Source organism: Sphingobacterium sp. BIGb0116 (assembly GCF_024808035.1).
Classification (GTDB): Bacteria; Bacteroidota; Bacteroidia; order Sphingobacteriales; family Sphingobacteriaceae; genus Sphingobacterium; species Sphingobacterium paramultivorum.
Genome location: NZ_JANUDT010000006.1, coordinates 162,246 through 187,094, shown reverse-complemented (window position 1 = coordinate 187,094; position 24,849 = coordinate 162,246). Strand labels below are relative to the sequence as shown.

Below are 24,849 nucleotides of genomic sequence, written 5' to 3'. Positions count from 1 at the left end.
CAGAAATTTAAAACCTCAAAAATCATTCTAATTTATGAATTTTTTTTCTCCAATGAAAAGGCAGGAGAAAACACGGGAATTCCGGGTTCCTCCAGCCTTTAAAACTTTATGTATGATAAAGTTAAGCACTCTTTCTTTGCTTTCCCTTGCTTTGGGAGCACATGCCTCGGGAAATGCACAAACAGTTAATCTCTCCTTGAAAAAAGTAAAGGTTGAGAAAGTTTTACAAGAAATTTCTAAGCAAACAGACTTACGATTTTTTTATGATGAAAAACTGCTGAATAATCTGCAGCCCATCAGTGTGGATGCAAATCATGCTTCCATTTCACAAGTGCTATCCAAAGCACTTAAAGGACAGAATCTAAGCTATCAGATTCTCAACAACACCATTGTAATTTCCGAAAAACAACGTACAGATTTCGAAATCACAGGTACAGTTCGCGATTCAAAAGCAGCACTTGCCGGTGTAACGGTGTCTGTAGAGGGAAATTCCGCATTATCTACAAAAACAGATGCCAACGGACATTTTTCGCTTCGGATACCCGAGAAAGCAGTATTGGTATTTCAATATATGGGCTACACAACAGAGCGTGTACAGGTGGGAAATCAACGCACATTAAATGTGACTTTACAAACGAGCACATCACAATTAGATGAGGTGGTGGTCGTTGGTTATGGTACACAACGGAAAATCAATTTAACGGGCGCCGTTGACCAGATTTCCGCTAAAGAAATTGAGAATAGACCGGTCACCAATCTAGGTGCTGCCCTACAAGGTTTGATCCCAAACTTGAACATCACCAACGCGAGCGGTAATCCTTCGCAAAGTGCAAAATTCAATATCCGCGGTATCACATCAATCAATGGTGGTGAGCCTCTTATATTAGTAGACAACATTCCTGTCACTGGCGATGAGTTAGCAAGACTCAATCCAAATGATTTTGAAAACGTATCGGTCTTAAAAGATGCGGCCTCAGCTGCAATCTATGGAGCTCGTGGAGCATTCGGTGTAGTTCTTGTAACAACCAAATCTGCCAAGTCCGAAAAACTTCAGGTAAATGTAGGAATGAGCACCCAATGGCGCACCACAGGCAAATTGCCTGAAATTGTCACAGATCCACTTACCGTGATGCAATATAAACACGATGCAGCTTACCCATTATATGATTTGTATCCGGATGCCGTACGTGAATATGCGAAAAAGCTTCAGCAGGATCCGAGTTTACCCAACACCATCCTAGACCCCACAAATCCAGAGAAATGGGCTTATTATGGTCAAACCGACTGGATGAATGAAGCCTATAAAAAACTGGCTCCAACCAACACGCTCAACTTGAGTTTGGGTAAAAGAACGGACAAATTAAGTTACTTATTTTCTGGAGAATACTACAAGCTCGACGGTGCGCTAAAATATGGAAATGACAAACTTAACCGTTACAATGTCCGCAATAAAATGGATATGCAGGTCACTCCTTGGTTGAACTTCGGAAACAATACGGTACTAACAAGCCGTCAATATGAAGCGCCAGTTTTCATGGGCGGTGATTTCTTTTGGAATGTAAACCGTACCTCATCTTTGGATGTTCCAAAAAATCCGGATGGCAGCTGGACGCAAGCAGGTGCTGGCCTTTTGGGACTATTACAAGAAGGAGGACGAAGAAAAGAAAATATCAACGAGTTCCAAACAACATTCAATGCCAAAGCAGATCTGATCAAAAACATATGGACAGCTAACGCAGATATTACTTTCCGTCGTTCCTTTGGTGTAACAGATGGGTATAATCGTCCTGTTCAGTACAAGACAGGGCCGAATGCTACGCCTCAATATGCAGGTGGAACTGTACCTTCCGCATATAAGCAGCAGGAAAACACCCGATATGATGTAATCAACGTGTATACACAATATACGCAACAGTTTAATGACCACCATGTAAGTGCCTTAGTCGGTTATAACCAAGAATATAGAAATACCGAAACAAATTACGCCCTTAAAAATGGTCTTTATTCGGCTGACATACCATCCGTCGGTTTAGGTAGTGGAGCGACAACAGTTACCCATAATATCGACGATTATGCACTGCAAGGTGTATTTTATCGTCTGAACTATGATTATAAAGGGCGTTACCTTATTGAATCCAATGGCCGTCTGGACGGTTCTTCACGCTTTCCAAAGGGTGACCGCTGGGGATTTTTCCCATCGGTGTCAGCAGGATGGGTACTTTCTGAAGAGCAATTCTTTAGTCCGCTCAAATCTGCGATCAACTTTTTGAAACTAAGGGGCTCTTATGGACAATTGGGCAATCAAACCGTCTATGATAAAAATATGAATCCACTCAGTTATCCTTATTTGCCGTCTATGGCAGTGGATACCGACATTCCTAGACTTATTGAAGGTAATCGCCCAATCTCCCTTTATCCACCATTGGTCGTGGCCAAATCCTTAACATGGGAGCGTATTTCAACAATCAACGGAGGTATTGACTTTAATCTACTCAACAGTCGCCTAAATACGACATTTGATATTTACAAACGGACCAATGAGGGTATGCTGATCCCAGGAAGAACTCTTCCGGGTGCTTTTGGTGCCGACGCACCGAACTTCAATGCGGCCGACATGAAGACGAATGGCTGGGATCTACGCATTAGCTGGAAGGACAAGTTCGACCTAGCTGGATCGCCATTCCATTATAACGCTACATTTACACTGGCAAACAGCAAAGCTACAATTACCAAATTTGATAATCCAACGGGCGATATTAGACAACATTATGCCGGACAGCGCATCGGTGAGATATGGGGTCTTCAAGCAGATGGTTTCTTCCAAAATGAGGATGAGCTAGCTAAACTGAATCAAACCGACGTAGGAACGGACGATCAACAATATAAATTCTATGTTGGTGACATCAAGTTCAAGGATATTGCGGGCGGGCCAGATGGAGGACCTGACGGTAAGATCACCAAAGGAAAACAAACGCTTGCTGACCATGGTGACCTCAAGATCCTCGGCAATTCAGAAATTCAATACCCATATAGCTTAGACCTTTCAGGTTCATGGAAAGGCTTTGACCTACGTGTATTTCTTCAAGGTGTAGGAAAAAGAGACTGGTATCCACCGGGAAGCCAAATCTATTTCTGGGGAATTTATGCGCAACCCTGGACAAATGTGACCAAGCAAAACTTAGACCATTGGTCTCCAGATAACAGAGATGGGTATTTTCCACGGATAAAATCGTACAGTGCGGAAGATAACGGAGAAGAACTCGGTATGCCTAATACACGTTACTTGCAGAATGCAGCCTATTTAAGGGTAAAAAACATCACTTTCGGCTATAGCCTTTCGCAGAATTTCACAAAAAGAATTGGCTTACAGGCCGTACGCTTCTATGTAAGTGGTGAAAATTTATTTGAACGCTCAGGGCTCAAAGTAAACATAGACCCCGAAGCCTTAGGCAGTACAAGAGTATATCCTTTCCAACGCACTTATGCCTTTGGATTAAATGTTAAGTTTTAATACGCATATTCATGAAAATATTTCACTATACTACACTAGCGTTGTCTTTATCACTATTGACAATAAGCTGTAATAAAGACTTTTTGGATCGTAGCAACAAGACTGCTGTGACAGACCAAAACTTCTTTAAAACGCCGGAAGATCTCAAAACCTATACCAACGGCTTTTATCGATTCATTGGCGGATCATATGACGACATCTTCTCAGATAATATCGGTGGATTCACAGGAAGCAGCTCAACCAACAATATGCTCCGTGGTACACTTACACAAGGCAACGCATCTGGCTGGTCGGATGAATGGAAAAATTTACGCCGCATCAATTATATGATGGATCACCTTGGTACTGTAACCGGCGATCAAGCACAAATAGACCATTACGTTGGAATTGCCCGTTTCTTTCGTGCCTACATCTACTTTAATTTAGTGCGCGATTATAACAATGTTCCTTGGTATGATACGGCTTTGGGCGCTGAGGACGAAGCCATGTACAAAGACCAAGATTCTCGCGAGGTTGTTGTTAAACATATTATGGAGGATCTTGAATTTGCCGCAGCTCATATCAGAGAAGATAAAGTAGCCGGTAATTTCAAAGAACGTGTCACACAAGGCGCTGCATTAACACTGTTAGCGCGCATTGCCTTACACGAAGGAACATTCCGTAAATACCACGAGGAGCTAAATTTACAAGCTTCTGCAGATGAGTTCTTAAAAAGAGCAGCTTCAGCATCCCAAGAAGTTATAAATTCTGGGAAATACAAAATTCATAACACTGGCGCCAAAGAAGTTGACTTTAGAACATTGTTCAGCAGCAACAATCTCTCTTCGAATACAGAAGCGATTTTTATCCAAAAGAATGATCGTTCACTAGGTATTGCAAACAATTCACACACGGTATTGGACTGGCAGTGGGCATTAAGCGGAGAATTGATGGAAGAATTCCTAACAGCTGACGGAAAATCGTTTACATCGACTCCGGATTACAAAACGAAAACCTTTACGCAAATATTTCAAAACAGGGATCCCCGATTGGCTGAAACCATCATGCCAGCTGGGTTTAAGACTGATCCGAATAACCCTACGGCTTATTTAATAAAACCTAGTTTTGGTGGATATCTACAGATTAAATTCTACCCTAGAGATCCTGCTCTCCGTGGTGGTTGGGACGCAAACTACACCGATCTTCCTATTATGCGTTATGCCGAAGTATTGCTTATCAATGCTGAAGCGAAAGCTGAATTGGGTACGCTTACACAAGCTGATCTGGATGCAACCGTGAATGTTTTACGTGGACGCGTCGGTGTACCAGCCTTACTGTTAGCAACGGCCAATACACAGGTAGACCCTGTTCTTGCGGCACGCTATCCGAACGCTCAAGGAGCCAATAAAGGAGCCTTGTTAGAAATCCGTCGTGAACGCCGTGTTGAACTTGCCTGTGAAGGTTTCCGCTTCAACGATGTGCTACGCTGGAAAACAGGAGACTTGCTAGCCGTTGCCCCGCATGGAATCTACGTCCCTGCATTAGGCGCCATGGATGTTACCGGTGATGGAAATCCGGATATCGCCATTCTTGAAAATGAGAAAGCAACAGGTCCAATCGACCAGTTACCGGATGCTGTAAAAACCAAACTCGTAAAATATTACCTCGATGGAGGTGCATTTTACCTCAGCAATGGTACTTCGGGGTATATTATGATGACTGTTGACCAAAAAAATAAGCGGTCATTTGTCTCCCCAAAATACTATTACAAACCAATCCCATTGGGACAAATAACATTGAATCCCAATCTAAAACAAGCCTTTGGATGGGATAAATAGTTAATAACCTTATTCACTTTTTGCTAGCTCTGAAACCGGAGCTAGCTTTTTTATTTAAACAACATGAAATTACTCAAATTACTTGCCTGCTGCCTCCTTCCGATTCCCTCCCTTTTTGCACAACAACGTGTCGGCCGGGTTTTTGAAGATCAGAATGCGAATAACCTGTTCGAACAGAACGAGAATCTCCTAGGCGGAATCACAGTATCCGATGGCTATGATGTGGTAAAAACCAACAGAGACGGAACATATACACTGCCCTATAACCCCAATGCCCGCTTTTTGTCTGTCACTGTACCCAGTGGTTACAAGACTACGAAAACACATTACATTCCATTGCGCGCGGATGCCAAAAATCTAGACTTCGCTTTAGTCAAAGATGCGGTCCAACAAAACGATTTTCTACGCTTTATCCAAATTACGGATACAGAAACGCCGCTATACGGACCTTGGATTGATAATGTCAGAAACTACGCCAAGCAACAGCGTGCAAGTCTGATCATGCATACCGGAGATATCTGCTATGAACCGGGCATGCTTTTTCATGCCAAGCAGGTCAACAGTGAACTCATGGGTAGACCGACTTACTATACCGTCGGCAATCATGATCTTGTCAAAGGTGAATATGGCGAGAAGCTATTTGAAGATCTTTTTGGACCGACTTATTACTCATTCGACGCCGGGCCGGCTCACTTCGTCGTTACACCAATGCCAAATGGCGATTATAAACCCAGCTACACCGCTGATCAGATCATAGCTTGGCTCAAAAAAGATCTAGCTGCCATGGATAAATCCAAGCCCTTGATCTTTATTAACCATGACTTCTTTGTAGGGCCTGACTTTGTACTTAAAGGAGAAAAAGAACAGATCGATTTAAAGCAATACAACCTTAAGGCCTGGTTCTATGGACACTGGCACAACAATTTCGTCTTTAAACAAAATGGTGTCTATGTGGTTTGTTCCAATGCCCCTAACAAAGGTGGTATTGATAATTCTGCCGCACAGTTTGTTGTCGTCGATATTGACAAACAAGGTATCAAGAATATCAAGCCGATCTACACAAACCTACGTGATCACGTCCAATTGGTACGGCCCGTGGGCAATCAGTCGTTAAATGCAGACCAAACGCTGCCTATACTGGTCAACGCCTACGATAGTGAGCGACAAATACAGGGCGTAGACCTCACAATATCCGCACATGAGACCGGAAATCGCATAAGCTCAATTTCGCTGAAAGCCTCCGGAGATTGGACATGGCAAGCAAATGTTCCTTTCCAAAAACAAAATCACAAAGGACAATACGATGCACTTATCACGATTCGCTACGAGAATGGCGAACAGACCTTAAAGAAAGAAACGTTTAGCCTCGCGCCAGCAGAAAATGATAAGATCAAACTACAGTGGTCCACTTCAGTCAATGGAAATATCTGGAAAACAAGTCCTCTGGTTATTGGCGATAAACTTTTTATAGCCACAATGGATGATGGCATAGGAACCAGTCATGCAATCAAAGCCTTGGATAGACGGAGTGGAAAAGTATTATGGTCTCTGCCAACTATAAATTCCATTAAGCATAAATTACGTTTCAGCGATGGTATATTGTTGGCCACTGATGTTGAAACCAATGTCTATGCGATAGATGCAAATACAGGCAAAATCCTGTGGACAAAGAAACCTTCGGCTCCAAGTCTCCCGACCTTTGTTTCTGGCGCTGCGCTTGACAACGGGATCTATTATACTGGATTAGGAAAACGAATGTCGGCAATTGATATCCATACAGGCAAACCGTTATGGGAAGGTGTAGAACCGTCAGGCGGAGAAGCTACTCCAGCAGAGCTATCGGTTGTCGGTCAAGTTCTTTTAGCTGGATACAACTGGAATGCACTCTGTGCTTATGATATCCATACCGGAAAACTGCTCTGGAAACGTCAGGAAGATGGTTTACGTTTTAGAAGTGGCGGGATAACAGCTCAAAAGGATTACATCTATACGACCGGCCTCAATGGCATCTTTAAGATCGATCTAAAAACGGGAGAAATCTTACAGAAGAGCATTAAAACCGACGATTTTAAGGTGATGACTGCACCAAAGATCAGTGAAAACCTTTTGGTTATGCCAACTTCCACCAACGGAATAAAAGCCTATGATCTACAGACTCTGGAAGAGAAGTGGCATTTTCCCACAGGAGAAGCGCTTGTCTATTCTTCTGCATACAGTAGTCCTGACAACCATAAACTGGTCGGCACAGTTGAATCAGCAGTCATTGAAGTCAAAGACAAGTTAGTTTTTGGTGCTTCAGACGGCTATGTCTACGTCCTTAATAAAGCAGGTAAACTCTTATCAAAATTCAACCTGGGTTCGCCTATATTTTCAGACATCACAGTAGATGGCGATTTGATTTATGTTGCTGATTTTGCGGGAAATGTTTCCTGCTTTAAACTCTAGTATTTATACATAGAACAAAAAAGGGAGGTGCTAACTTTAAAATGAGTTAGCACCTCCCTTTTTCTTTTATTCTTAAGAAGTGTACACCCCATTCGACTTATGATCAGCGAATCTTGGGATACCTAATCTTACCTAAAGTAAGGTAGGGTTGTCCATCTTCTATAACCGACAAAACCTGTGCGTCAGTTTCTACAACTTACATCCAACTTACGCTACCAGTTTCAACGTCATAGTTTGCACCAACAATCTTAATTTTACCCTCTTCTTCAAGTTTACGGAGCGTTGAGCTTTGTCTGCGAATGTCACGGATCGCATGTTTAATGTTCTGTTGATTTAGCTTCTCAAGCAACACACTGTTTTTAGAAGAACGTTCTTCCCCTTGATCGATCACCTCATTAATGATCGGGTCGAAATGGTTAATCAAATGGTTTAGGTTATCCATTCCCATGCCCTCGATCTGTGCTGCATCCAATCCTCCTTTTAATGCTCCACATTTGGTATGCCCTAGAACGACAACAAGTTTAGAACCTGCCACATTACAACCAAACTCCATCGAGCCTAAAATATCCTGGTTGACAAAATTTCCGGCGATCCGGATACTGAAGATATCGCCCAATCCCTGATCAAATATAAGTTCAGCTGAAGTACGGCTATCGATGCAGCTTAGCACCACGGCAAATGGCCATTGTCCCTCACGCGTAGCGTTCACCTGTTCGAGTAGATCGCGGTTAGCTTTCAGATTATTAACAAAGCGCTGGTTTCCCTCCTTCAGGAAATCTAATGCTTTTTCAGGTGTAATCGTCGATTGTGTTTCGTACGTATGTGCCTTCATAAAATTTTATTATTTGGAATATTAAAGGTAAAATTAATACGTTACATTTTAATTACCAATAGGACAAAATACCTGTAATTTCTTATATAGCCCCAGTGACTTCGTTCTTTGTGTAATAATCCATCCAAGCTTTAATTCTTCCGACAAACATTTTAAGATAGTTTTCTGTCAAAAATATGTTGGACCAATCAAATCTTTGTGCCTGTACGCCAAGATAAAAAATAAAAATAGAAGCGCCTGCTTTTGGTATTAAGCTGAGCTCTTTTTCAGATAAAAATCTATTGCTCTGGTATCCACGTAAGAAGCTTTGCATTTTTAATTCATACTGCTCTTTATCTGATTCTATGAAAAACAGTTGTTTGCAGAAATATCCAACATCCAAAATTTGCCATCCATTTCCACAAAAGTCAAAGTCAAAAATCGTAATCTCCTTTTCGTCTGTAACGGCCATATTATCATACCATATATCCATATGTATAATTCCGGTTTTCGTATTATCAAAATCTGAATTTTGAAAATTTTCTCCAAACTCCCTAATGAATTCCATTTCTGGTAACTTTTCCGAAAAGAATTGTTTTAAATACGCATAAGGTAGTTCTATAAGAGACGTCTTATGATAAGATACTCGGTTAATGTTCTTGTTTTCGGTATGGTTGTGAATATTTGCCATTAGAGAACCTATTCGAAAACAGGTTTCGTTGTCCATAAATCGAATTTTCTCACCTTGAGCAAAGGAAAAAAGTACAACGTATCTGATTCCTTCAGGAGCATTTATTTCTTGAATGAATGCTCCGTCTTTATCTTCAATTGGAAAAGAAACACTTAAATTTTTATTCTTCAATGATTTCAGAAGTTCAAGCTCTTCAATAATTTCGGTTTTTGACCTCCAGTTATGACTATAAACTCGCAAAACGTATTTCGTTTCGGTATTGGAAAGAAAATACGTGTGATTCATTCCTGTTCTGAATAGGGTACAATTGTATTTGTCGTCTAGGCCATATCTATCTTTCACAAAATCTCCTAATTGTTTGGCAGAAAGAGTAGAGGCTATAACAGGAAATGTTGTCATTTTTTTAGTCGCTAAATTTATAGTTTCGTTGATGAAGGATGTTTTTCCAAGTACATACGAGCCGCGGTCATTTCTGAATTTAGATGCTAATTCAAGTTTTAACTCTTCGTATTCCTTTGCCCGTTTAATATTAGAATTTAGATAATCCCGAAAGTCAATTTGCGCCCACATTGCATTGTCTTTTGGGCACATGTGAATATGGAAAATTTGTTCGTTCTTTCCATCAATGTTATATCCTTTTCCAAATGTTGAATATTCCGCTATATTTTCTCTTGAGGGAACTTTAAAATGTGAATAGCCTAGTGCTGAGAATTCGTCAATTAGTTCCTTGTTGAACAATAATTCTTTTGGAATCTCAATTATTATATCAATATAAGGTTTAGATTTGATTGAGCTAATAGCTGTACTGCCAAAATGTTCGATCCGTAAAATCTTTTCTTTTCCGATCTTCCCTAAAATCCGTTGTTTTTCGGCCGTAAATATATTTTTCCATTCAGGATTATGATCAACTAATTCGACGGGAAAAAGTCTATTCCAATCGTCCTTTTTCAATTCTGTTAGGCTCTTTTTCATTTTAGTTATTGCTGGAATTATTAACTGCATTAAGGTTTTAAGTGAATCGTGTAGCTAGATAAAATGCTTATGACACCCTTTTTTCCTGGAAGTTCGTATTGGTTTTTTTAGATACTAAAAGACAAAAAAAGCTTGCAATATGAATTGCAAGCTTTTTTAAGTTTTAATCTTTCGATCTGTAGCCCGTAGGGGAATCGAACCCCTGTTTCAAGAATGAAAATCTTGCGTCCTAACCCCTAGACGAACGGGCCGTTTTCTGTTTCGGTGTGCAAATATAGAAATATTTATAAATGTGTCAAAATTTTTATCTTTTTTTTATTCATATTTTTTAAAATAGATCATAAACCCCTCTAGAATAGCTATATTTAGAGTCATTGAAAAAGTAACCAACATGACTAATTTTAAAAAAATCAAAAAACCGCTACTCTATGCCGGACTAGGCTTGGCTTTATTAAGTCAGGAAGCCTATGCCCAGAAATCGAGTGCTATCGCAGATCAACTGCAACTGACCTGGAAGGTCAAAGACGGACAGAATATCCGTAAAAATCCGGTATCCACCCTAATTTTAAAAAACAAGGGAAAAAGTGCTGTTCAACTCAACGATTGGAGCCTCTGGTTTAATTTTATTCGCTCTATTGATCCCGATAAGGTCGACAAACGTTTTGCGATAGACCACCGAAACGGAGATCTCTTTCAGGTTAGCTTTAAGAAAAATAATTTTTTATTAAATGCGCAAGATACAGTCCACATCGATTTTATCACGACTGGACTGGTCAATTATACGGATGGACCAATTGGTCTATACCTAAAAAATAATAAGACTGGGCTTGCAACAAATATTTCGGATTATTCTGCGGTTAAAATTGCTCCCCAGTCGGAAGCTGAAAAAACGGATTACTTTGCTTATAAATACGACCAAAATAAGCTGGTAGAGGGTGCAGTAGCACAGCATATCATCCCTTTACCAAGCAATATCAGCATCAATAATAACGAGAAATTCAACCTATCGACAGATACAAAACTGTTTGTTGACCATGAATTTGCTAGCGAAGGAGTTTTTCTGACAGACTTCCTGAACAGCTATTCAGGCGTTAAGCTATCAGCTTCATCCAGTCCACAAGGCGGCATTGAAATTGTCAAAGCAAACAACTTAAAGCCCGAATCCTATCACTTGACGATTGGTGCTAAAGGTATACGAATAGAGGCTTCTGATAAAGCTGGTGCATTTTATGCCATACAATCGCTAAAATCGTTGATCAATCACAGCCAATGGAATAAAGCCACAAAATCGATCACATTACCATACGCTAACATTGAAGATAGCCCGCGCTATGGTTACCGTGGATTTATGCTGGATGCTGCCCGTAATTTCCATAGCAAAGCCGAGGTTTTAAGAATATTGGATCTCATGGCTTCTTACAAGTTGAACAAGTTCCATTTCCACTTCATTGACGACGAAGGTTGGCGATTGGAAATTCCGGCCCTACCCGAATTAACGGCTATCGGAGCCAACCGTTCGGCTAATTTTGAAGATGGAAAGGCAATACAGTCTGCTTATGGATCTGGCTCTACGGCTAAACCGCATCAATTCTACAGTGTTGCTGACTATATCGAAATTTTAAAGTATGCTCAGGCAAGACATATAGACGTCATACCAGAAGTAGAAACTCCTGGTCATGCCCGCGCAGCGATCAAAGCAATGCGCGCGCGTTTTGCACATTACTCAAAACTTGGTGATAAACAAAAAGCGGAGGAATTCCTGCTTGACGATGCAGAGGACAAATCTGTTTATAATTCTGCACAAAACTGGAATGACAATGTCATGAACCCTGCCCTACCTTCAACCTATCACTTCCTGAACAAGGTGATCGATGAAATCAAAGCGATGCATGATCAAGCTGGAGTTCCGTTGACAATTATCGATTTGGGAGGCGACGAGACGCCAAGTGGTGTTTGGGAAAAATCGCCAAAGGTATTGGCCTTTATGAAGGAAAATAATATCGCCAATGTACTCGATGTATGGCCACTGTATATTACCAAAATTAATACCCTTGTTCAAGAAAAAGGGTTGACGATGTCTGGATGGGAAGAAATGGGTATGCGCAATAAAGGAAAAGGCATGGTTGTAAATGCCGATCTAGGAAAATCCGGCATCCACTTGAATGTATGGAACAATCTCCCTGGCCAAGGACAGGAAGACCTCGCTTATCGATTGGCAAATGCAGGATATAAAGTTGTTTATACGAGTGCTGCAAACAACTACCTGGATATGTCTTGGGACCGTGATTTTGCTGATCCAGGACACAGTTGGGTCGGTACGGTTAATCTGAATAGAACTTATTCGTTTTCTCCTGAAAATTTCTTCATCAATCTGCGCAAGGATGACACCGGAAAAGATCTTAGACCTGAGGCATACACCAATAAAGAACAGCTTACAGCGGAGGGGAAGAAAAACCTCCTCGGTATCAAAGGCGCCTTATGGGCAGAAAAGGTATCTACTGACCAGCGTCTTGAGGAAATGATATTTCCACGTTTAATAGCGATTGCTGATCGCGCGTGGGCACCCGAACAAACCTGGGAAAAAGGAAATTCTTTTGACGAGGCCACTTATCGTAAATCGTATACCTCTTTTATCAAAAAATTAGGCGAGGATGAATTGAGAAAACTGGATAGGATAAATGGAGGCTATACCTATCGACTTCCTAAAATTGGAATCAAGAAAGAGGGTAGCCAACTCCTTATCAATACCGATTATCCTGGTTTCAAAGTCTATTACAGCGACAACGGCAATACGCCAACATTGAAATCCAAAATAGTGAACGGTCCAATACCATTCCAAACTGGGAAAAAATACTTATTTAAAGTATTTGATGCCAAAGGACGGTCAGGTGATGTGATCAGCTATTAATTCATTGGAACGCAAAATGATAAACGCTATTGGCGTTGACAATAAAAAAAAGCTGCCTAAAATAACATCAGTCACTTCAAAAATCGACTGTTTGAACTGGCACTTAAGCTGATAAAGGCAAAATAGAATAAAAATAGGGCTGTCCAATTTCTTTGGGCAGCCCTATTTTTATAAGTCCTAAATTTTTTAAGTGGCTCAGGACTTTTTATGTCGTCAGACAGTTATTTTATAGTCAGACAATTATTCTAGTCAAATTTCCATCTTACGAACGCTTCAATAGCTTCATAATTTGCAAGACCTAATTGGTCATATAAAGCTGCGGTTTCGCTTGTACGGTCTTCAGCACGTACCCAGAATTCACGTGGATCATCTCCAGGGAATACAGGTAAATCTTTCTGAGACTGGTGTTTGAAGATGGCTAAACGTTTGCGATAAACTTCTTGTGGAGATAACGGAACGGCCATTTGGATCTCGTGGATTGGGTATTCATGCCATGCTCCTCTGTATAACCATAACCAACAATCTTTGGTCCACTCATCTGTTTTGCTCAATCTGCTCAATGCTTCAAACAAGATATCGAAACATACTTTATGCGTTCCATGTGGATCCGCAAAGTCACCCGCAGCAAATACCTGATGTGGTTTTACATGGCGCAACAATTCCATTGTTTGTTGAATATCATCTTCAAAAGATACATTTTTCGAGAACTTCTGTCTATCATAGAAGGGTAGATCCTGGAAATGGATATTTTCATCGGGCAAACCAACTAAACGAGCTCCCGCGATCGCCTCACCCTTACGGATCAATGCTTTGATTTTACGGACAAGTTCAGTATCGATCTGATTTGGTTTTTTTGTTGCAAAAATTGCTCTTTCCTCATCATAAATTCGACCGATCTGAGAAGCTTCCGCCTCTGCCCCTATTTGTTTTGCTAAATCTTCAGCAAACTCCAGATAACGTACGACATCATCATCCCAAACAGCTGTATTACCACAAGTTTGGTAAGCAACATGGACATTGTGTCCTTGGTCTGCCAGACGAATAAATGTACCCCCCATCGAGATGACATCATCATCAGGGTGTGGAGAAAATACAATTACATTTTTCTTCGCTGGATTGGCACGCTCAGGACGTTGTGAATCGTCAACATTGGGTTTACCTCCTGGCCATCCCGTGATCGTATGCTGAAGTTCGTTGAATATACGGATGTTGATATTATATGCCGGACCGGTCTCTGTAACCAACTTGGCCATCCCGTGTGCATTATAATCCTCGTCGGTAAGTTTCAGGATTGGTTTTTTGATCTCCAAAGCTAACCAAACGACTGCTTTTTTAATTAACGAAGGTGTCCAGGTAACATCTTCTGCCAACCAAGGAAGATCAAAACGTGTCAACAATGAAGCAGCAGCTTCATCAAGAATAAATTCAACGTTATCTGATAATTGAAGATAAGTTGCAGGAATCTCTGAGGAGATTTCACCTTCAACTGCTTTTTTAATGATCTCAGCCTTTGTTTCGGTCCAAGCCATTAAAATAATCTCTCTTGCTTTGAAGATTGTACCTACGCCCATGGTAATCGCTTTTGTTGGTACATTTTCTTTTCCACCAAAAGCACGGGAAGCATCGCGACGGGTTAAATCGTCCAACGTTACTACACGTGTACCTGAGTTAGGGGCAGAACCTGGCTCATTAAATCCGATATGGCCTGTACGGCCAATACCTAATAATTGAATATCTAAACCTCCTGCTGCTGTAATCTTCTGTTCGTAAGCCTCACAGAATGCATTTACTTGATCAGAAGCTAAGGTACCATCTGGAATATTTACATTGGCCGCATCAATATCTACGTGTTCGAACAAGTTTTTGTTCATAAAGGTCACATAGCTCTGATCAGCATCAGGTTGCATAGGGTAGTATTCGTCAAGATTGAAGGTAATCACGTTCTTAAAGCTTAAACCTTCTTCTTTATGCAAACGAATCAATTCTTGATAGACTTTTACCGGTGTGGCACCGGTAGCAAGGCCCAGAACAGCTTTCTCACCTTTCTCTTGCTTTGCACGAATAATTTCAGCAATACGATTTGCAACGTTTTTCGAAGCTGAATTTTGATCTGGATAGACGCTCACAGGGACTTTTTCGAAGCGCGTTTCTTCCAATAAATTTAATCTAGCCATTTTATGGGTATGTTGATAAACGTGAATTACAAATTTATAAAATTAGTACCTCAAGTTGAAGTAAAATTTTAATAAAGTGGTTCTTTCTTAGCGATATTTTAAATAAAACCTTTTAGCTATTCTTTTAGGTCAATAATACGATTATACCTTATTCAAAATCTCAACGGCTTTTAATAGCGTTTCATCCTTTTTAGCGAAACAGACCCGCAAAACTTGTTGATTTGTCGCTTCTTTATAGAACGCTGAAAGTGGGATTGTTGCAATTTTGTGTTGTCTAGTTAACGAACAAGCAAATTCAAATTCCTTCTCCTGACTGATTGCACTATAATCTATATTAAGGAAATAAGTTCCTTCGCAAGGAAGAATCTTAAACCGGGATCCCCTTAATCCATCCTTCAACAAATTCCTTTTCCGCTCAAAAAAATCCGATAGGCCTTTGACATAGCTTATATCCTCCAGATATGCTGCGATAGCGAATTGCATGGGTGTATTTACGCTAAATACATTGAATTGATGTACTTTTCTAAATTCTTGAGTTAATTGCGGCGGGGCAATGCAATAACCAATCTTCCAACCCGTGGTATGCAATAACTTTCCAAAGGAAGCAATAACAAAACTTCGCTCCCGCAAGGTGGGTATTTCCAGTACCGATTGCGGCGAAACACCATCGAAAACAATATGCTCGTATACTTCATCACTCAACAACAGTGCGGTGGTACTTGCCAGCAAATCCCCAAGTTTAATCAGTTCTTCTCGACCCAGTACTTTGCCTGTTGGATTATTTGGATTATTGATGATGATTAAGCGGGTTTTGGAATTAATTAACGTAGCTACGTAATCCCAGTCAATCTGAAAATCAGGAGCCAATAATCGCACGGGAACAACCTTACCGCCAAATAATTCGATAGTTGGCGCATAACAATCGTATGCCGGTTCAAAGATAATAACCTCATCTTGTGGTCTAACAACTGTGGCAATAGCTGTAAAAATTGCTTGTGTACCGCCAGATGTCACAGTAAGCTCCGCTGTTGCATCAACCGCCACGTCATAAACTTCACGATATTTTTTAGCGATAGTATCACGTAATGCCTGTGCTCCAATCATTGGCGCGTATTGGTTATGTCCCTGTTCCATTGCCTTAGAAACCAATTGAACCAACTTCGGATCTGTCTCAAAGTCAGGAAAACCTTGCGACAGATTTAAAGCTTGCTGCTCGTTAGCAAGCATCGTCATTTTGGTAAAGATCGTCGTGCCGACATGTGGAAGTTTAGAAGTTAGGTTGAAGTTCATTTTTTGACATTTTATTAATCTACTAAATTAGTGGATTTTCTTATATTTGTAAATATATATAAGAATAATAACATGATAAAATACATCACACTACTTTTTTTAGTTCTGCCATTCTTTGGTTCTGCACAAAAAAAAGAACTTACCAAAGAGGAGTATATTGCCCGTGTCAAAGCTTCTCCAGATTCAATCTCGACATTGGTTGACTTGCGTAGAGTTGGAGGTTATGACCCTGTATACCCCGAGCTTCAGGCGCTTTATAATACCTTGAGTAAAAATGTCAAGAATTCAAGTGAAGGAAAAGAGTTTCAAGATTACTTAAATACATTGGAAACGGTTCAAATTGGAAAAATAGCGCCAGCGTTTACGCAAAATGATACCACTGGTACCCCTGTAAAGCTTTCGGACTTTAAAGGAAAGTATGTTCTCCTTGATTTTTGGGCATCTTGGTGTCCGGATTGTCGTGTCGAAAGCCCAGATCTTGTAAAAACATACCAACAATTTAAAGGTGAAAACTTTGAAATATTGGGTATATCCTTTGATAAGGATCGCAATTCTTGGATTAAAGCCATCCATGCAGATAAATTGCACTGGCGTCATGTTTCGGATCTCAAACGTTGGCAAAATGATGTCGGAACATTATACGGCGTAAAATCTATTCCACAGAATGTACTGATCGATCCCAATGGGAAAATCGTCGCCAAGAATTTACATGGTGATGCTTTACGCGCGAAATTGAAAGAAGTCTTGAAAAAGTAAACTATAGACGATCCATAAAAAAGACCATGTTTTAGTAAAAGCATGGTCTTTTTATTTTTATTCTTTGAAGAACGCCATTTTTCTGAAAAAATCTATTTTAAGATGATCCCAGTAAATTAGGATATTAAACGATTGATTGCCCCTTTTTCTCCCTTAGCCAAACAAAGCACTGAAGATGTCCTCCAATTTGGCAACCGGACGAATGGCAATATTATATTTTTTAGCATCCAATCCTTTGGTATTGAATTTAGAAATAAAAATACCATCAAAGCCCAGCTTCTCTGCCTCCTGTATACGCTGTTCAATGCGATTTACGGCCCTTATCTCACCCGATAAACCAACCTCACCGGCAAAAGTCAGATTGGATCGAATCGCGATATCTTGTTGTGAAGAAATAATTGCAACAACAACAGCCAAATCGATCGCAGGATCTTCAACACGCAACCCACCGGCAATATTCAAAAACACGTCCTGTGCACTTAACCTAAAACCAAAGCGTTTCTCTAAAACAGCCAGCAGCATGTTTAATCGCTTCGTATCGTAACCTGTAGAAGAGCGCTGAGCAGTTCCAAACGCCGAATTACTCACCAGAGCCTGTACTTCAATCATCATAGGGCGCACTCCTTCAAGCATCGCCGCAATGGAAACGCCACTAACAGGTTCATCGCGCTGGGAAATCATAATCTCCGAAGGATTTGACACCTCCCTCAATCCCGAGCCCTGCATTTCATAAATACCCAGTTCTGAAGCAGATCCAAAACGATTTTTTACGGCCCGTAAAATCCGGTATACATGATGACGATCACCCTCGAATTGAAGCACCGTATCCACCATATGTTCTAAAACCTTGGGACCTGCAATAGACCCGTCCTTGGTAATATGCCCTACAATAAAAACTGGTGTACTGGTTTCCTTTGCAAACCGCAGCAATTCTGCAGTACATTCGCGTACCTGAGAAACCGACCCTGGCGCCGATTCAATTTGTGAGGAATGTAAAGTCTGTATAGAATCTATTACAATGACATTGGGCTGCACCGTCTCGATCTGCTTGAAAATATTTTGAGTAGATGTCTCGGTAAGGATATAACAATTTGCTTTAGAAGATTGTGACAATCGCTCTGCCCGCATCTTAATTTGCTGTTCACTTTCTTCCCCAGAAATATAAAGTGTCTTGACTTGTGGGATCGATAAAGCGAGCTGTAACATCAACGTAGACTTCCCAATACCGGGTTCGCCTCCGATAAGTACCAATGATCCCGGAACAATACCACCACCAAGAACCCGGTTAAACTCCTGATCTGGAGTCAATATCCGTAATTCATCCTGATAGACAATTTCGTGGATGATGGCAGCTTTATTCGCTCTTTTCGTGCTTCCGCCTGTGGTGGAACTACGCCATTCGGGCACTTTTGAACTCGATTTTTCGACGATTTCCTCAACAAAACTATTCCATTGCTTGCAAGAAGGGCATTGCCCCATCCATTTGGGAGACTCGTAGCCACAGTTTTGACAGAAATATGCTGATTTTGATTTTGCCATATTACGAAATTACAAATTTATAGCTGTTAAAAGCGTAATATCATGCCCCGTACGTGTTATATTACCCAAGATATTACGTAAGGACTGATCAGCCTTTCCATAATGTTACTCCTATGGCGGCTTAAGTCAATACAAAGTATTACTATATACCGCATCACTACTTTAGCAATACCTCAACAATACTGCATGTCTACTGGAACCTCACTGAAAAGCCTTAAAAAAACCGAAGTGTTTATTCTTCATTTTCTTTTAAGATCCGCAAAAAATTTTGTCCCATGATCTTCGCAACATCCGTTTTTGTATAACCTCTCTCCAACAGCGCTTTGGTCAGTAGTGGAAATTTAGAAACATCTTCCAGACCTTGGGGTGAGGATTCTATGCCGTCGAAGTCCGAGCCTACAGCAACATGATCAATACCCACTTTTTTGACCAAATAGTCGATATGATCCAATAATTTCGACAGTGGAGCATCGGCTTGCCGTTGAAGTTCTTTTGGCAACTTTTCATACATAGACCAAGTACTCAATTTTGTATCCCCGTTATCACCAAATTTACCCACATACAAATCCTTAAGCCTTGTTTCATAGGCTGGATCCAAAAAACCTGAATAAAAATTGACACCAACAACGCCCCCATTTTTTTTCAAAGCTTCCAATTGTGCATCTTTCAGATTGCGGAAATGTGGACATAATTCATAGGCGTTGCTATGGGAAACCAAGATCGGTTTGGTCGTTATCGCCAGCACATCATAGAAAGTCTGCTCTCCTCCATGCGACAGATCAACCATCATCCCTAATTCGTTCATCTTCTGGATAATTGCTCGACCTTTTGCCGTCAACCCTTTGTCCTTGGGATTCATACGACCTGATTCCATTGCAGCACAACTCGCCCAGGACAAATTGTAGTTCCAGGTCAAAGTGAGGTATTTGGCACCACGCTCATAGAGTCGCATTAAATGATCAACACTTCCCTCAATCATATTTCCGCCTTCAACCCCAATCAAAGCGACTATTTTTCCCGTTTTTAAGATTGAATCGATATCACGTGAAGATTTTGCCAAACTTATTTTATCGGTATTTGCTGCAATCATCTTTTCCAATGCATCTATCTGGTCATTGGCGTGCTTAAATGCCCCAGATTTCCACTTCGCATCATCGGACCACACAGCAAATACCTGCACATCTACGCCCCCTTCCCGCAGTCGAGGTAAATCAGTAGCCCCCGTACTTATTCGCTGACCAATATTTTTCCCCTGGAAAATGGATTCGTAAATCACATCATTGTGTCCGTCGACGACCACCAAATCTTGGTGTATCTGTTTATAGTCTTGACTATATCCAACATTGTTGAGTGTTGTCATTGCTAGTCCAAGTAATAGCAGGCCTTTTATCATTTTTGACTTTCATTGATCGTTTCATAAATAGCATCCTGAATCCTGCTTCTGATATTCAGATCCAACAGCCTAGTGCTCACCTGAGGATGTACGCGATTAGACAAAAAGATATAGATCAGTTGATTTTGTGGATCAATCCAGATACATGTTCCTGTATAGCCTGTATGACCAAAGACCGAGCTATTCGCTAATTTAGATGGATATTCATTTTTTGGGTTTGGATCCCAACGGTCAAAACCTAAGCCCCGACGACTGCTTGTCGATTGCCTGGAGGTAAATAAATCTATTGTTTCGGTTTTAAAGTAGCGCTCTCCCCCGTACTCTCCTCTATTCAATAACAGTTGACCATAGATTGCCAAATCATTTGCTGTAGCAAATAATCCGGCATGCCCAGCAATACCGCCAGCCATTGCCGCACCCTGATCGTGGACATAGCCTTCTAGCAATGTTTTCCGAAAAGAGGTATCCTGCTCGGTAGGAACAATTTCATCCTTTGCAAAACGTTCTCGGGGAAGGTAGCCAGCACGCGTCATCCCCAATGGCCTGTAAAAGTTCTCCTGCACATAATCTTGCAGAGGTTCAGCGGTCTGATGTTCTGCAACTTCTTTCATCACGTACATACTGATATCACTATACACATAATTTCCAGTGGGTTTTATAGGTGATTTTAGCATCTCGGGCCACATAACATCGCGGTAATAATTGTTGAGAATATAGCTATTGTCGGCCATTTTCACTTGATGGTTATCATCGCGCGCTGAAACAACGTCTCCAACTTTCAGATATTTATAGAAGGGAATAAAAGGTGTAAATCCTGCTTCATGCAACATCACGGAACGAAGCTTGATATCCTTTTTATTGGTATACTTTGCCTGCCATAGGTAATGTCCCATGGTACTATCCAAATTAATAATATTCCGCTCGGTAAGACGCATAATTACAGGAGTAGTACCGGCAATCTTACTGACAGATGCGAGATCAAAAATATCAGTTGTTTTTGTGGGAATATCTTTGGAATATGTGTGAAATCCGTAAGATTTCTCCAAGAGTACTTGTCCGTCTTTCACGATCATGACAACAGCTCCCGGTGTTGCTTGCTTATCGATGGCTTCTTGTGCAATGGCATCAATTTTCTTGGTCAATTTGGTCAGGTTCAGATTAGAACTTGATGCAGCGCCATATTGCAGCCTTGTCTGTGTGGTTTTGACATGACCAGCGGTTATAGGAATCCCACCAAAAATAGACATTGCCATCTGACGCTGTCCAATCTCTGAAAAAGGAGCAAGCAATTCGATCAAATCAGACTGTGGGTGCTCCGATAAACTCTTTTTGCTCTTTTCATTTTCAAAAAAATGACAAAGGATAACTTTTTTATTGTTTAATACGGCCTGCTTCAACTGTGCTAGACAAGCTGCATCTAAGTCATCTTCCTTTCCTGCCACAATAATGGTGTTATAATATTTGATGTCCTCATCAAATTTATTAAAATCAAAAACTTTGGTGTTTGCATAACGAGCCAACTGTTCTGTGAACATCGCATATTTTGCAGCGTTAGGAACGACAACTGCAATACGAAGTTGATCCAGATTTTCTAAAGGTAGCAACTGATCGAGGTTATTAAACAGTATCGTTTCGTTTTTAATCGTAGACTTATATTGAGCAAAGAGGGGGCTAATACAGAACAAACCTGCAAATAAAGCCCCAAAAAATCGTTTTTTCATTCTGCTTTTATCGTTTTTTAGGTTCTATCAAATAAAAATACGAATTAAATAACGAAGGAATATGCTCGCTCGAAAAAAAATCAATTTTGTTACTCTACTTGACGATGTGAGTTAATAAAATTCTTTCATCCTTTGGCCATAGCGTATTCAACCATCCCCCGATTGCATCATGAAGGTTTTTTCTGTAAGTTTGACTAATGTCAGAATTGATTCAAGATAAAACAATATTTTCCTTGCTGGAAGTCAGCCGCAGTATCCAAAAGACACTTGCGGAGCGGTATAAGAGTTTGTACTGGATCAAAGCCGAAATGAACAAGCTCAATCATTATACGCATTCTGGCCACTGTTACCCTGAAATGGTTGAAAAACAGGATGGTAAAATTGTCGCTGAAATTCGGTCCATCTTATGGAAAGCTGATTACAATCGTATCAACAACAATTTTCTTAAAGTCGCCCAAGAACCTTTGCGAGAAGGGATTACGATGTTATTTCAGGCAAGTATTTCCTATGACCCCATGTACGGATTAAGTTTGCGCATTGTTGATATTGATCCGACTTTTACCTTAGGTGAACTTGAAAAGGAGAAGTTAGACAGTATTCGAAAGCTGAAAGCAGAGGGCATATATGAGTCCAATAAATTATTGGGCTTTCCGGTGGTTCCCAAAAGATTGGCGATTATTTCAGTAGAAACAAGTAAGGGACTTTCTGATTTTTACAAAATTATTAATCAAAACCCTTGGGGTTACCGCATAGAATGCACGCTCTTTCCGGCATTATTACAAGGAGACAAGTCAGTACCTTCTATTATCAATCAGCTTGCAGTTATTGCTGAAAAAATCGACACGTACGATGTCGTCGCCATCATACGTGGAGGGGGTGGTGAGGTTGGGCTTTCCAGTTATAACAACTACTTATTGGCACGTGCTATCGCTATCTTCCCAATCCCTGTATTGACAGGCATTGGACATTCGACGAATTACACGGTTAGCGAAATGGTCGCCTATAAAAACGCGATCACTCCCAGTGAGCTAGCCGATTTTTTGATTCAGAAGTTTCATAATTTTGCGATTCCGGTTGATAAGGCAGCAGAACGTATACAGCAGCTCATTCTTACCCGATTTAAAGAAGAGCATAATATGCTATCTCAACTGGCAACGCATATACAATGGATCGGGAAGAGAGAAATTCAGTCCTCGAGGGCGGCCATTCAGCAATTTCAACACGATCTTAACGCGTTGATAAAATTGCGGTTCTATGAGCACAAAACGGCTTTGGCCCATACCGAACGAATTATTCAGCTATCTGATCCAATTAGGCTATTGAAACAAGGTTTTTCAATTACTAAGGTTAACGGAAAACTACTGCAGTCGGTGACACAAGTGTCTCCAGGCGATGTGATACAGACGATACTCGAATATGGCGAACTTACCAGTACTGTAACGGATAAATCGCCGACAGAAGGTTTGGATGCGGACCAGGCTTAATTTGGCCATCGGTACACAAAATTTTAAAGAAAAATATCATAATGGAACAGAATTATACCTATACAGACGCCTTTAACGAGTTGCAAACAATCGTAAGGGAAATTGAAAATGGCACAACAAATATTGATGAGCTCGCTGGAAAAATCAAGAGGGCTTCCGACCTCATTCAAGTCTGCAAAGCCAAGTTAACAGCGACAGAGGACGAGGTAAACAGTTTATTACAGAAAATATCCCCTGCTCAGGAAACGGATGATGACGAATAGTTAAACCAAACGACAAGGCACATCAAGATCCTCGGTAAAATAATAACTGGCACATAAGCGGTGGTAACCATCTGCTATGATAAGTTTCCCGTTTGCCCGAACCAACAGAATTGGAGATAACTTTTCCTTCTTCTTGATCTTTCTTAGATTTTCCTTGACGTGGCGATTGGTATCAGGAAGTAGCGGAAGTGCACTTGCCCGCAAAATATCCTTGGATTTCTTTTTTATCGTAGTTGCTCGTCTAAGTTTGTCAACAAAGGCCTTACATTCTTCCGGAACAAATAAAAGCTCCAAATAATCGTAAGCTGCGGGGAAGTCATGTTCCTGGGGATCCGCTAACCAAAAAGCCTGTCCTTTTTCAATTTTAACTGTACTCATAATATAGCTATCATTTCCTAATACATTTCAGCTCATCCTAAAGCTTGCTAATATTGATAAGCCACGACCTGCCTATCACGGCGTACCGTTTCTACAAACTCCCGATGTTTGGTCACATTTCCCGTCAATCGCCATATGGTATTCAAACTTTCTTTGTTATAGCGTTGACTTACAATGACTGCCTTAAAACCCATCCTTCTGATTAACTGCTCGGTATGTTCAAAATCTGCCTCAGATGAGGTCTGCAGTTCATAGTCTTTTATTTTGTGATAATTGTCAATATAGGTTTGTAAATACGTTAACAATGCCAAAATAGCCAAAACCAACCCTACACCAATAAACGCTAAAAATATATATCCGGCACCAACACACATGCCCAAAGAAGCTGCAGCCCAAATTGTCGTAGCGGTCGTTATACCACTTACTTTATTGTCTTCTTTGAAAATCACACCTGCTCCTAGGAAACCGATACCAGTAATAATGTTTGCCGCCAATCGATCTGGATTTGCCAATCCAATTTTTAATGAAAGAATAGTAAAAAGACAAGATCCAAAGCTCACCAATATAAACGTCCTCAAACCCGCGGATTTATTGCGATATTCACGTTCAATCCCAATCAGCAGACCTATTAAGACTGATAACATAATAAGTAAAACGTCACGCGATTCAAAAGGTTGTAATAGGTTATCCATGAGT

The 24,849-nt window shown here is 40.7% G+C and carries 16 protein-coding genes and 1 tRNA gene; 7 read left to right on the top strand and 10 right to left on the bottom strand.

Annotated elements, in window-relative coordinates:
• The first annotated feature begins 112 nt into the window (after positions 1-112).
• The 3 genes from M2419_RS15730 (at position 113) to M2419_RS15720 (ending at position 7,773) form a co-directional block, all read left to right on the top strand.
• The gene (locus M2419_RS15730; protein WP_259255328.1) at positions 113-3,511 is read left to right on the top strand and encodes a TonB-dependent receptor; all 3,399 of its coding nucleotides are present in this window, start codon (positions 113-115) and stop codon (positions 3,509-3,511) included.
• 11 nt (positions 3,512-3,522) lie between these two features.
• Positions 3,523-5,328 (top strand): RagB/SusD family nutrient uptake outer membrane protein, encoded by a 1,806-nt coding sequence (locus M2419_RS15725; protein ID WP_159730100.1) that lies wholly within the window; start codon positions 3,523-3,525, stop codon positions 5,326-5,328.
• 63 nt (positions 5,329-5,391) lie between these two features.
• On the top strand, positions 5,392-7,773 hold the full coding sequence (locus M2419_RS15720; protein WP_259255327.1) for a PQQ-binding-like beta-propeller repeat protein: 2,382 nt from the start codon (positions 5,392-5,394) through the stop codon (positions 7,771-7,773).
• Between the two features lie 196 nt (positions 7,774-7,969).
• Here M2419_RS15720 and M2419_RS15715 read toward each other — a convergent pair whose 3' ends face one another.
• From M2419_RS15715 to M2419_RS15705, 3 genes are all read right to left on the bottom strand, one after another.
• A complete protein-coding gene (locus M2419_RS15715) occupies positions 7,970-8,605 on the bottom strand; it encodes a carbonic anhydrase family protein (protein ID WP_153845343.1) in 636 nt (211 codons plus the stop codon).
• Positions 8,606-8,687: 82 nt separating this feature from the next.
• Complete coding sequence (locus tag M2419_RS15710) at positions 8,688-10,226, bottom strand: GrpB family protein (RefSeq protein WP_259255326.1); 1,539 nt, start codon at positions 10,224-10,226, stop codon at positions 8,688-8,690.
• Positions 10,227-10,426: 200 nt separating this feature from the next.
• Positions 10,427-10,498, bottom strand: a tRNA-Glu gene (locus M2419_RS15705).
• 140 nt (positions 10,499-10,638) lie between these two features.
• Here M2419_RS15705 and M2419_RS15700 point away from each other — a divergent pair.
• Positions 10,639-13,155 (top strand): family 20 glycosylhydrolase, encoded by a 2,517-nt coding sequence (locus M2419_RS15700; RefSeq protein ID WP_153845341.1) that lies wholly within the window; start codon positions 10,639-10,641, stop codon positions 13,153-13,155.
• 245 nt (positions 13,156-13,400) lie between these two features.
• Here M2419_RS15700 and nagB read toward each other — a convergent pair whose 3' ends face one another.
• Complete coding sequence (nagB, locus tag M2419_RS15695) at positions 13,401-15,329, bottom strand: glucosamine-6-phosphate deaminase (RefSeq protein ID WP_153845340.1); 1,929 nt, start codon at positions 15,327-15,329, stop codon at positions 13,401-13,403.
• A gap of 141 nt (positions 15,330-15,470) precedes the next feature.
• Positions 15,471-16,619, bottom strand: a complete 1,149-nt coding sequence (locus tag M2419_RS15690; RefSeq protein WP_153845339.1) for a methionine aminotransferase — start codon at positions 16,617-16,619, stop codon at positions 15,471-15,473.
• Positions 16,620-16,691: 72 nt separating this feature from the next.
• On the opposite strand from M2419_RS15690, the gene M2419_RS15685 reads away from it, so the two are divergent.
• Positions 16,692-17,375: a peroxiredoxin gene (locus tag M2419_RS15685; protein WP_153845338.1), complete on the top strand. Its 684-nt coding sequence runs from the start codon at positions 16,692-16,694 to the stop codon at positions 17,373-17,375.
• Positions 17,376-17,528: 153 nt separating this feature from the next.
• Here the strand turns inward: M2419_RS15685 and radA are convergent, their stop codons facing one another.
• The 3 genes from radA to M2419_RS15670 form a co-directional block, all read right to left on the bottom strand.
• Positions 17,529-18,914 carry a DNA repair protein RadA gene (radA, locus tag M2419_RS15680; RefSeq protein WP_153845337.1) on the bottom strand — a complete coding sequence of 462 codons (1,386 nt, stop codon included), beginning with the start codon at positions 18,912-18,914 and terminating at the stop codon, positions 17,529-17,531.
• Between the two features lie 232 nt (positions 18,915-19,146).
• On the bottom strand, positions 19,147-20,307 hold the full coding sequence (locus tag M2419_RS15675) for a dipeptidase (RefSeq protein WP_153845336.1): 1,161 nt from the start codon (positions 20,305-20,307) through the stop codon (positions 19,147-19,149).
• Positions 20,304-22,028: a serine hydrolase gene (locus M2419_RS15670; protein ID WP_259255325.1), complete on the bottom strand. Its 1,725-nt coding sequence runs from the start codon at positions 22,026-22,028 to the stop codon at positions 20,304-20,306. Before M2419_RS15670 ends, M2419_RS15675 begins: the two co-directional genes overlap by 4 nt.
• Positions 22,029-22,225: 197 nt before the next feature.
• On the opposite strand from M2419_RS15670, the gene xseA reads away from it, so the two are divergent.
• Together xseA and xseB are read left to right on the top strand one after the other, a co-directional pair.
• Positions 22,226-23,512, top strand: coding sequence for an exodeoxyribonuclease VII large subunit (xseA, locus tag M2419_RS15665; RefSeq protein WP_259255324.1), 1,287 nt, complete (start codon positions 22,226-22,228; stop codon positions 23,510-23,512).
• Positions 23,513-23,553: 41 nt separating this feature from the next.
• The gene (gene xseB / locus M2419_RS15660) at positions 23,554-23,775 is read left to right on the top strand and encodes an exodeoxyribonuclease VII small subunit (RefSeq protein WP_075990493.1); all 222 of its coding nucleotides are present in this window, start codon (positions 23,554-23,556) and stop codon (positions 23,773-23,775) included.
• Here the strand turns inward: xseB and M2419_RS15655 are convergent, their stop codons facing one another.
• Both M2419_RS15655 and M2419_RS15650 read right to left on the bottom strand, forming a co-directional pair.
• A complete protein-coding gene (locus tag M2419_RS15655; RefSeq protein WP_153845333.1) occupies positions 23,776-24,153 on the bottom strand; it encodes a hypothetical protein in 378 nt (125 codons plus the stop codon).
• A 47-nt stretch (positions 24,154-24,200) separates the two neighbouring features.
• Positions 24,201-24,845, bottom strand: a complete 645-nt coding sequence (locus M2419_RS15650; RefSeq protein ID WP_120335676.1) for an MgtC/SapB family protein — start codon at positions 24,843-24,845, stop codon at positions 24,201-24,203.
• Positions 24,846-24,849: the final 4 nt, after the last annotated feature.

Bases quoted from the DNA above. Each gene is read 5' to 3' on its own strand.
- radA (WP_153845337.1), bottom strand. From the start codon at position 18,914: ATGGCAAAATCAAAATCAGCATATTTCTGTCAAAACTGTGGCTACGAG.
- M2419_RS15690 (WP_153845339.1), bottom strand. From the start codon at position 16,619: ATGAACTTCAACCTAACTTCTAAACTTCCACATGTCGGCACGACGATC.
- M2419_RS15700 (WP_153845341.1), top strand. From the start codon at position 10,639: ATGACTAATTTTAAAAAAATCAAAAAACCGCTACTCTATGCCGGACTA.
- M2419_RS15650 (WP_120335676.1), bottom strand. From the start codon at position 24,845: ATGGATAACCTATTACAACCTTTTGAATCGCGTGACGTTTTACTTATT.
- M2419_RS15675 (WP_153845336.1), bottom strand. From the start codon at position 20,307: ATGATAAAAGGCCTGCTATTACTTGGACTAGCAATGACAACACTCAAC.
- M2419_RS15730 (WP_259255328.1), top strand. From the start codon at position 113: ATGATAAAGTTAAGCACTCTTTCTTTGCTTTCCCTTGCTTTGGGAGCA.
- M2419_RS15655 (WP_153845333.1), bottom strand. From the start codon at position 24,153: ATGAGTACAGTTAAAATTGAAAAAGGACAGGCTTTTTGGTTAGCGGAT.
- M2419_RS15670 (WP_259255325.1), bottom strand. From the start codon at position 22,028: ATGAAAAAACGATTTTTTGGGGCTTTATTTGCAGGTTTGTTCTGTATT.
- M2419_RS15685 (WP_153845338.1), top strand. From the start codon at position 16,692: ATGATAAAATACATCACACTACTTTTTTTAGTTCTGCCATTCTTTGGT.
- xseB (WP_075990493.1), top strand. From the start codon at position 23,554: ATGGAACAGAATTATACCTATACAGACGCCTTTAACGAGTTGCAAACA.
- nagB (WP_153845340.1), bottom strand. From the start codon at position 15,329: ATGGCTAGATTAAATTTATTGGAAGAAACGCGCTTCGAAAAAGTCCCT.
- xseA (WP_259255324.1), top strand. From the start codon at position 22,226: ATGTCAGAATTGATTCAAGATAAAACAATATTTTCCTTGCTGGAAGTC.
- M2419_RS15720 (WP_259255327.1), top strand. From the start codon at position 5,392: ATGAAATTACTCAAATTACTTGCCTGCTGCCTCCTTCCGATTCCCTCC.
- M2419_RS15725 (WP_159730100.1), top strand. From the start codon at position 3,523: ATGAAAATATTTCACTATACTACACTAGCGTTGTCTTTATCACTATTG.
- M2419_RS15715 (WP_153845343.1), bottom strand. From the start codon at position 8,605: ATGAAGGCACATACGTACGAAACACAATCGACGATTACACCTGAAAAA.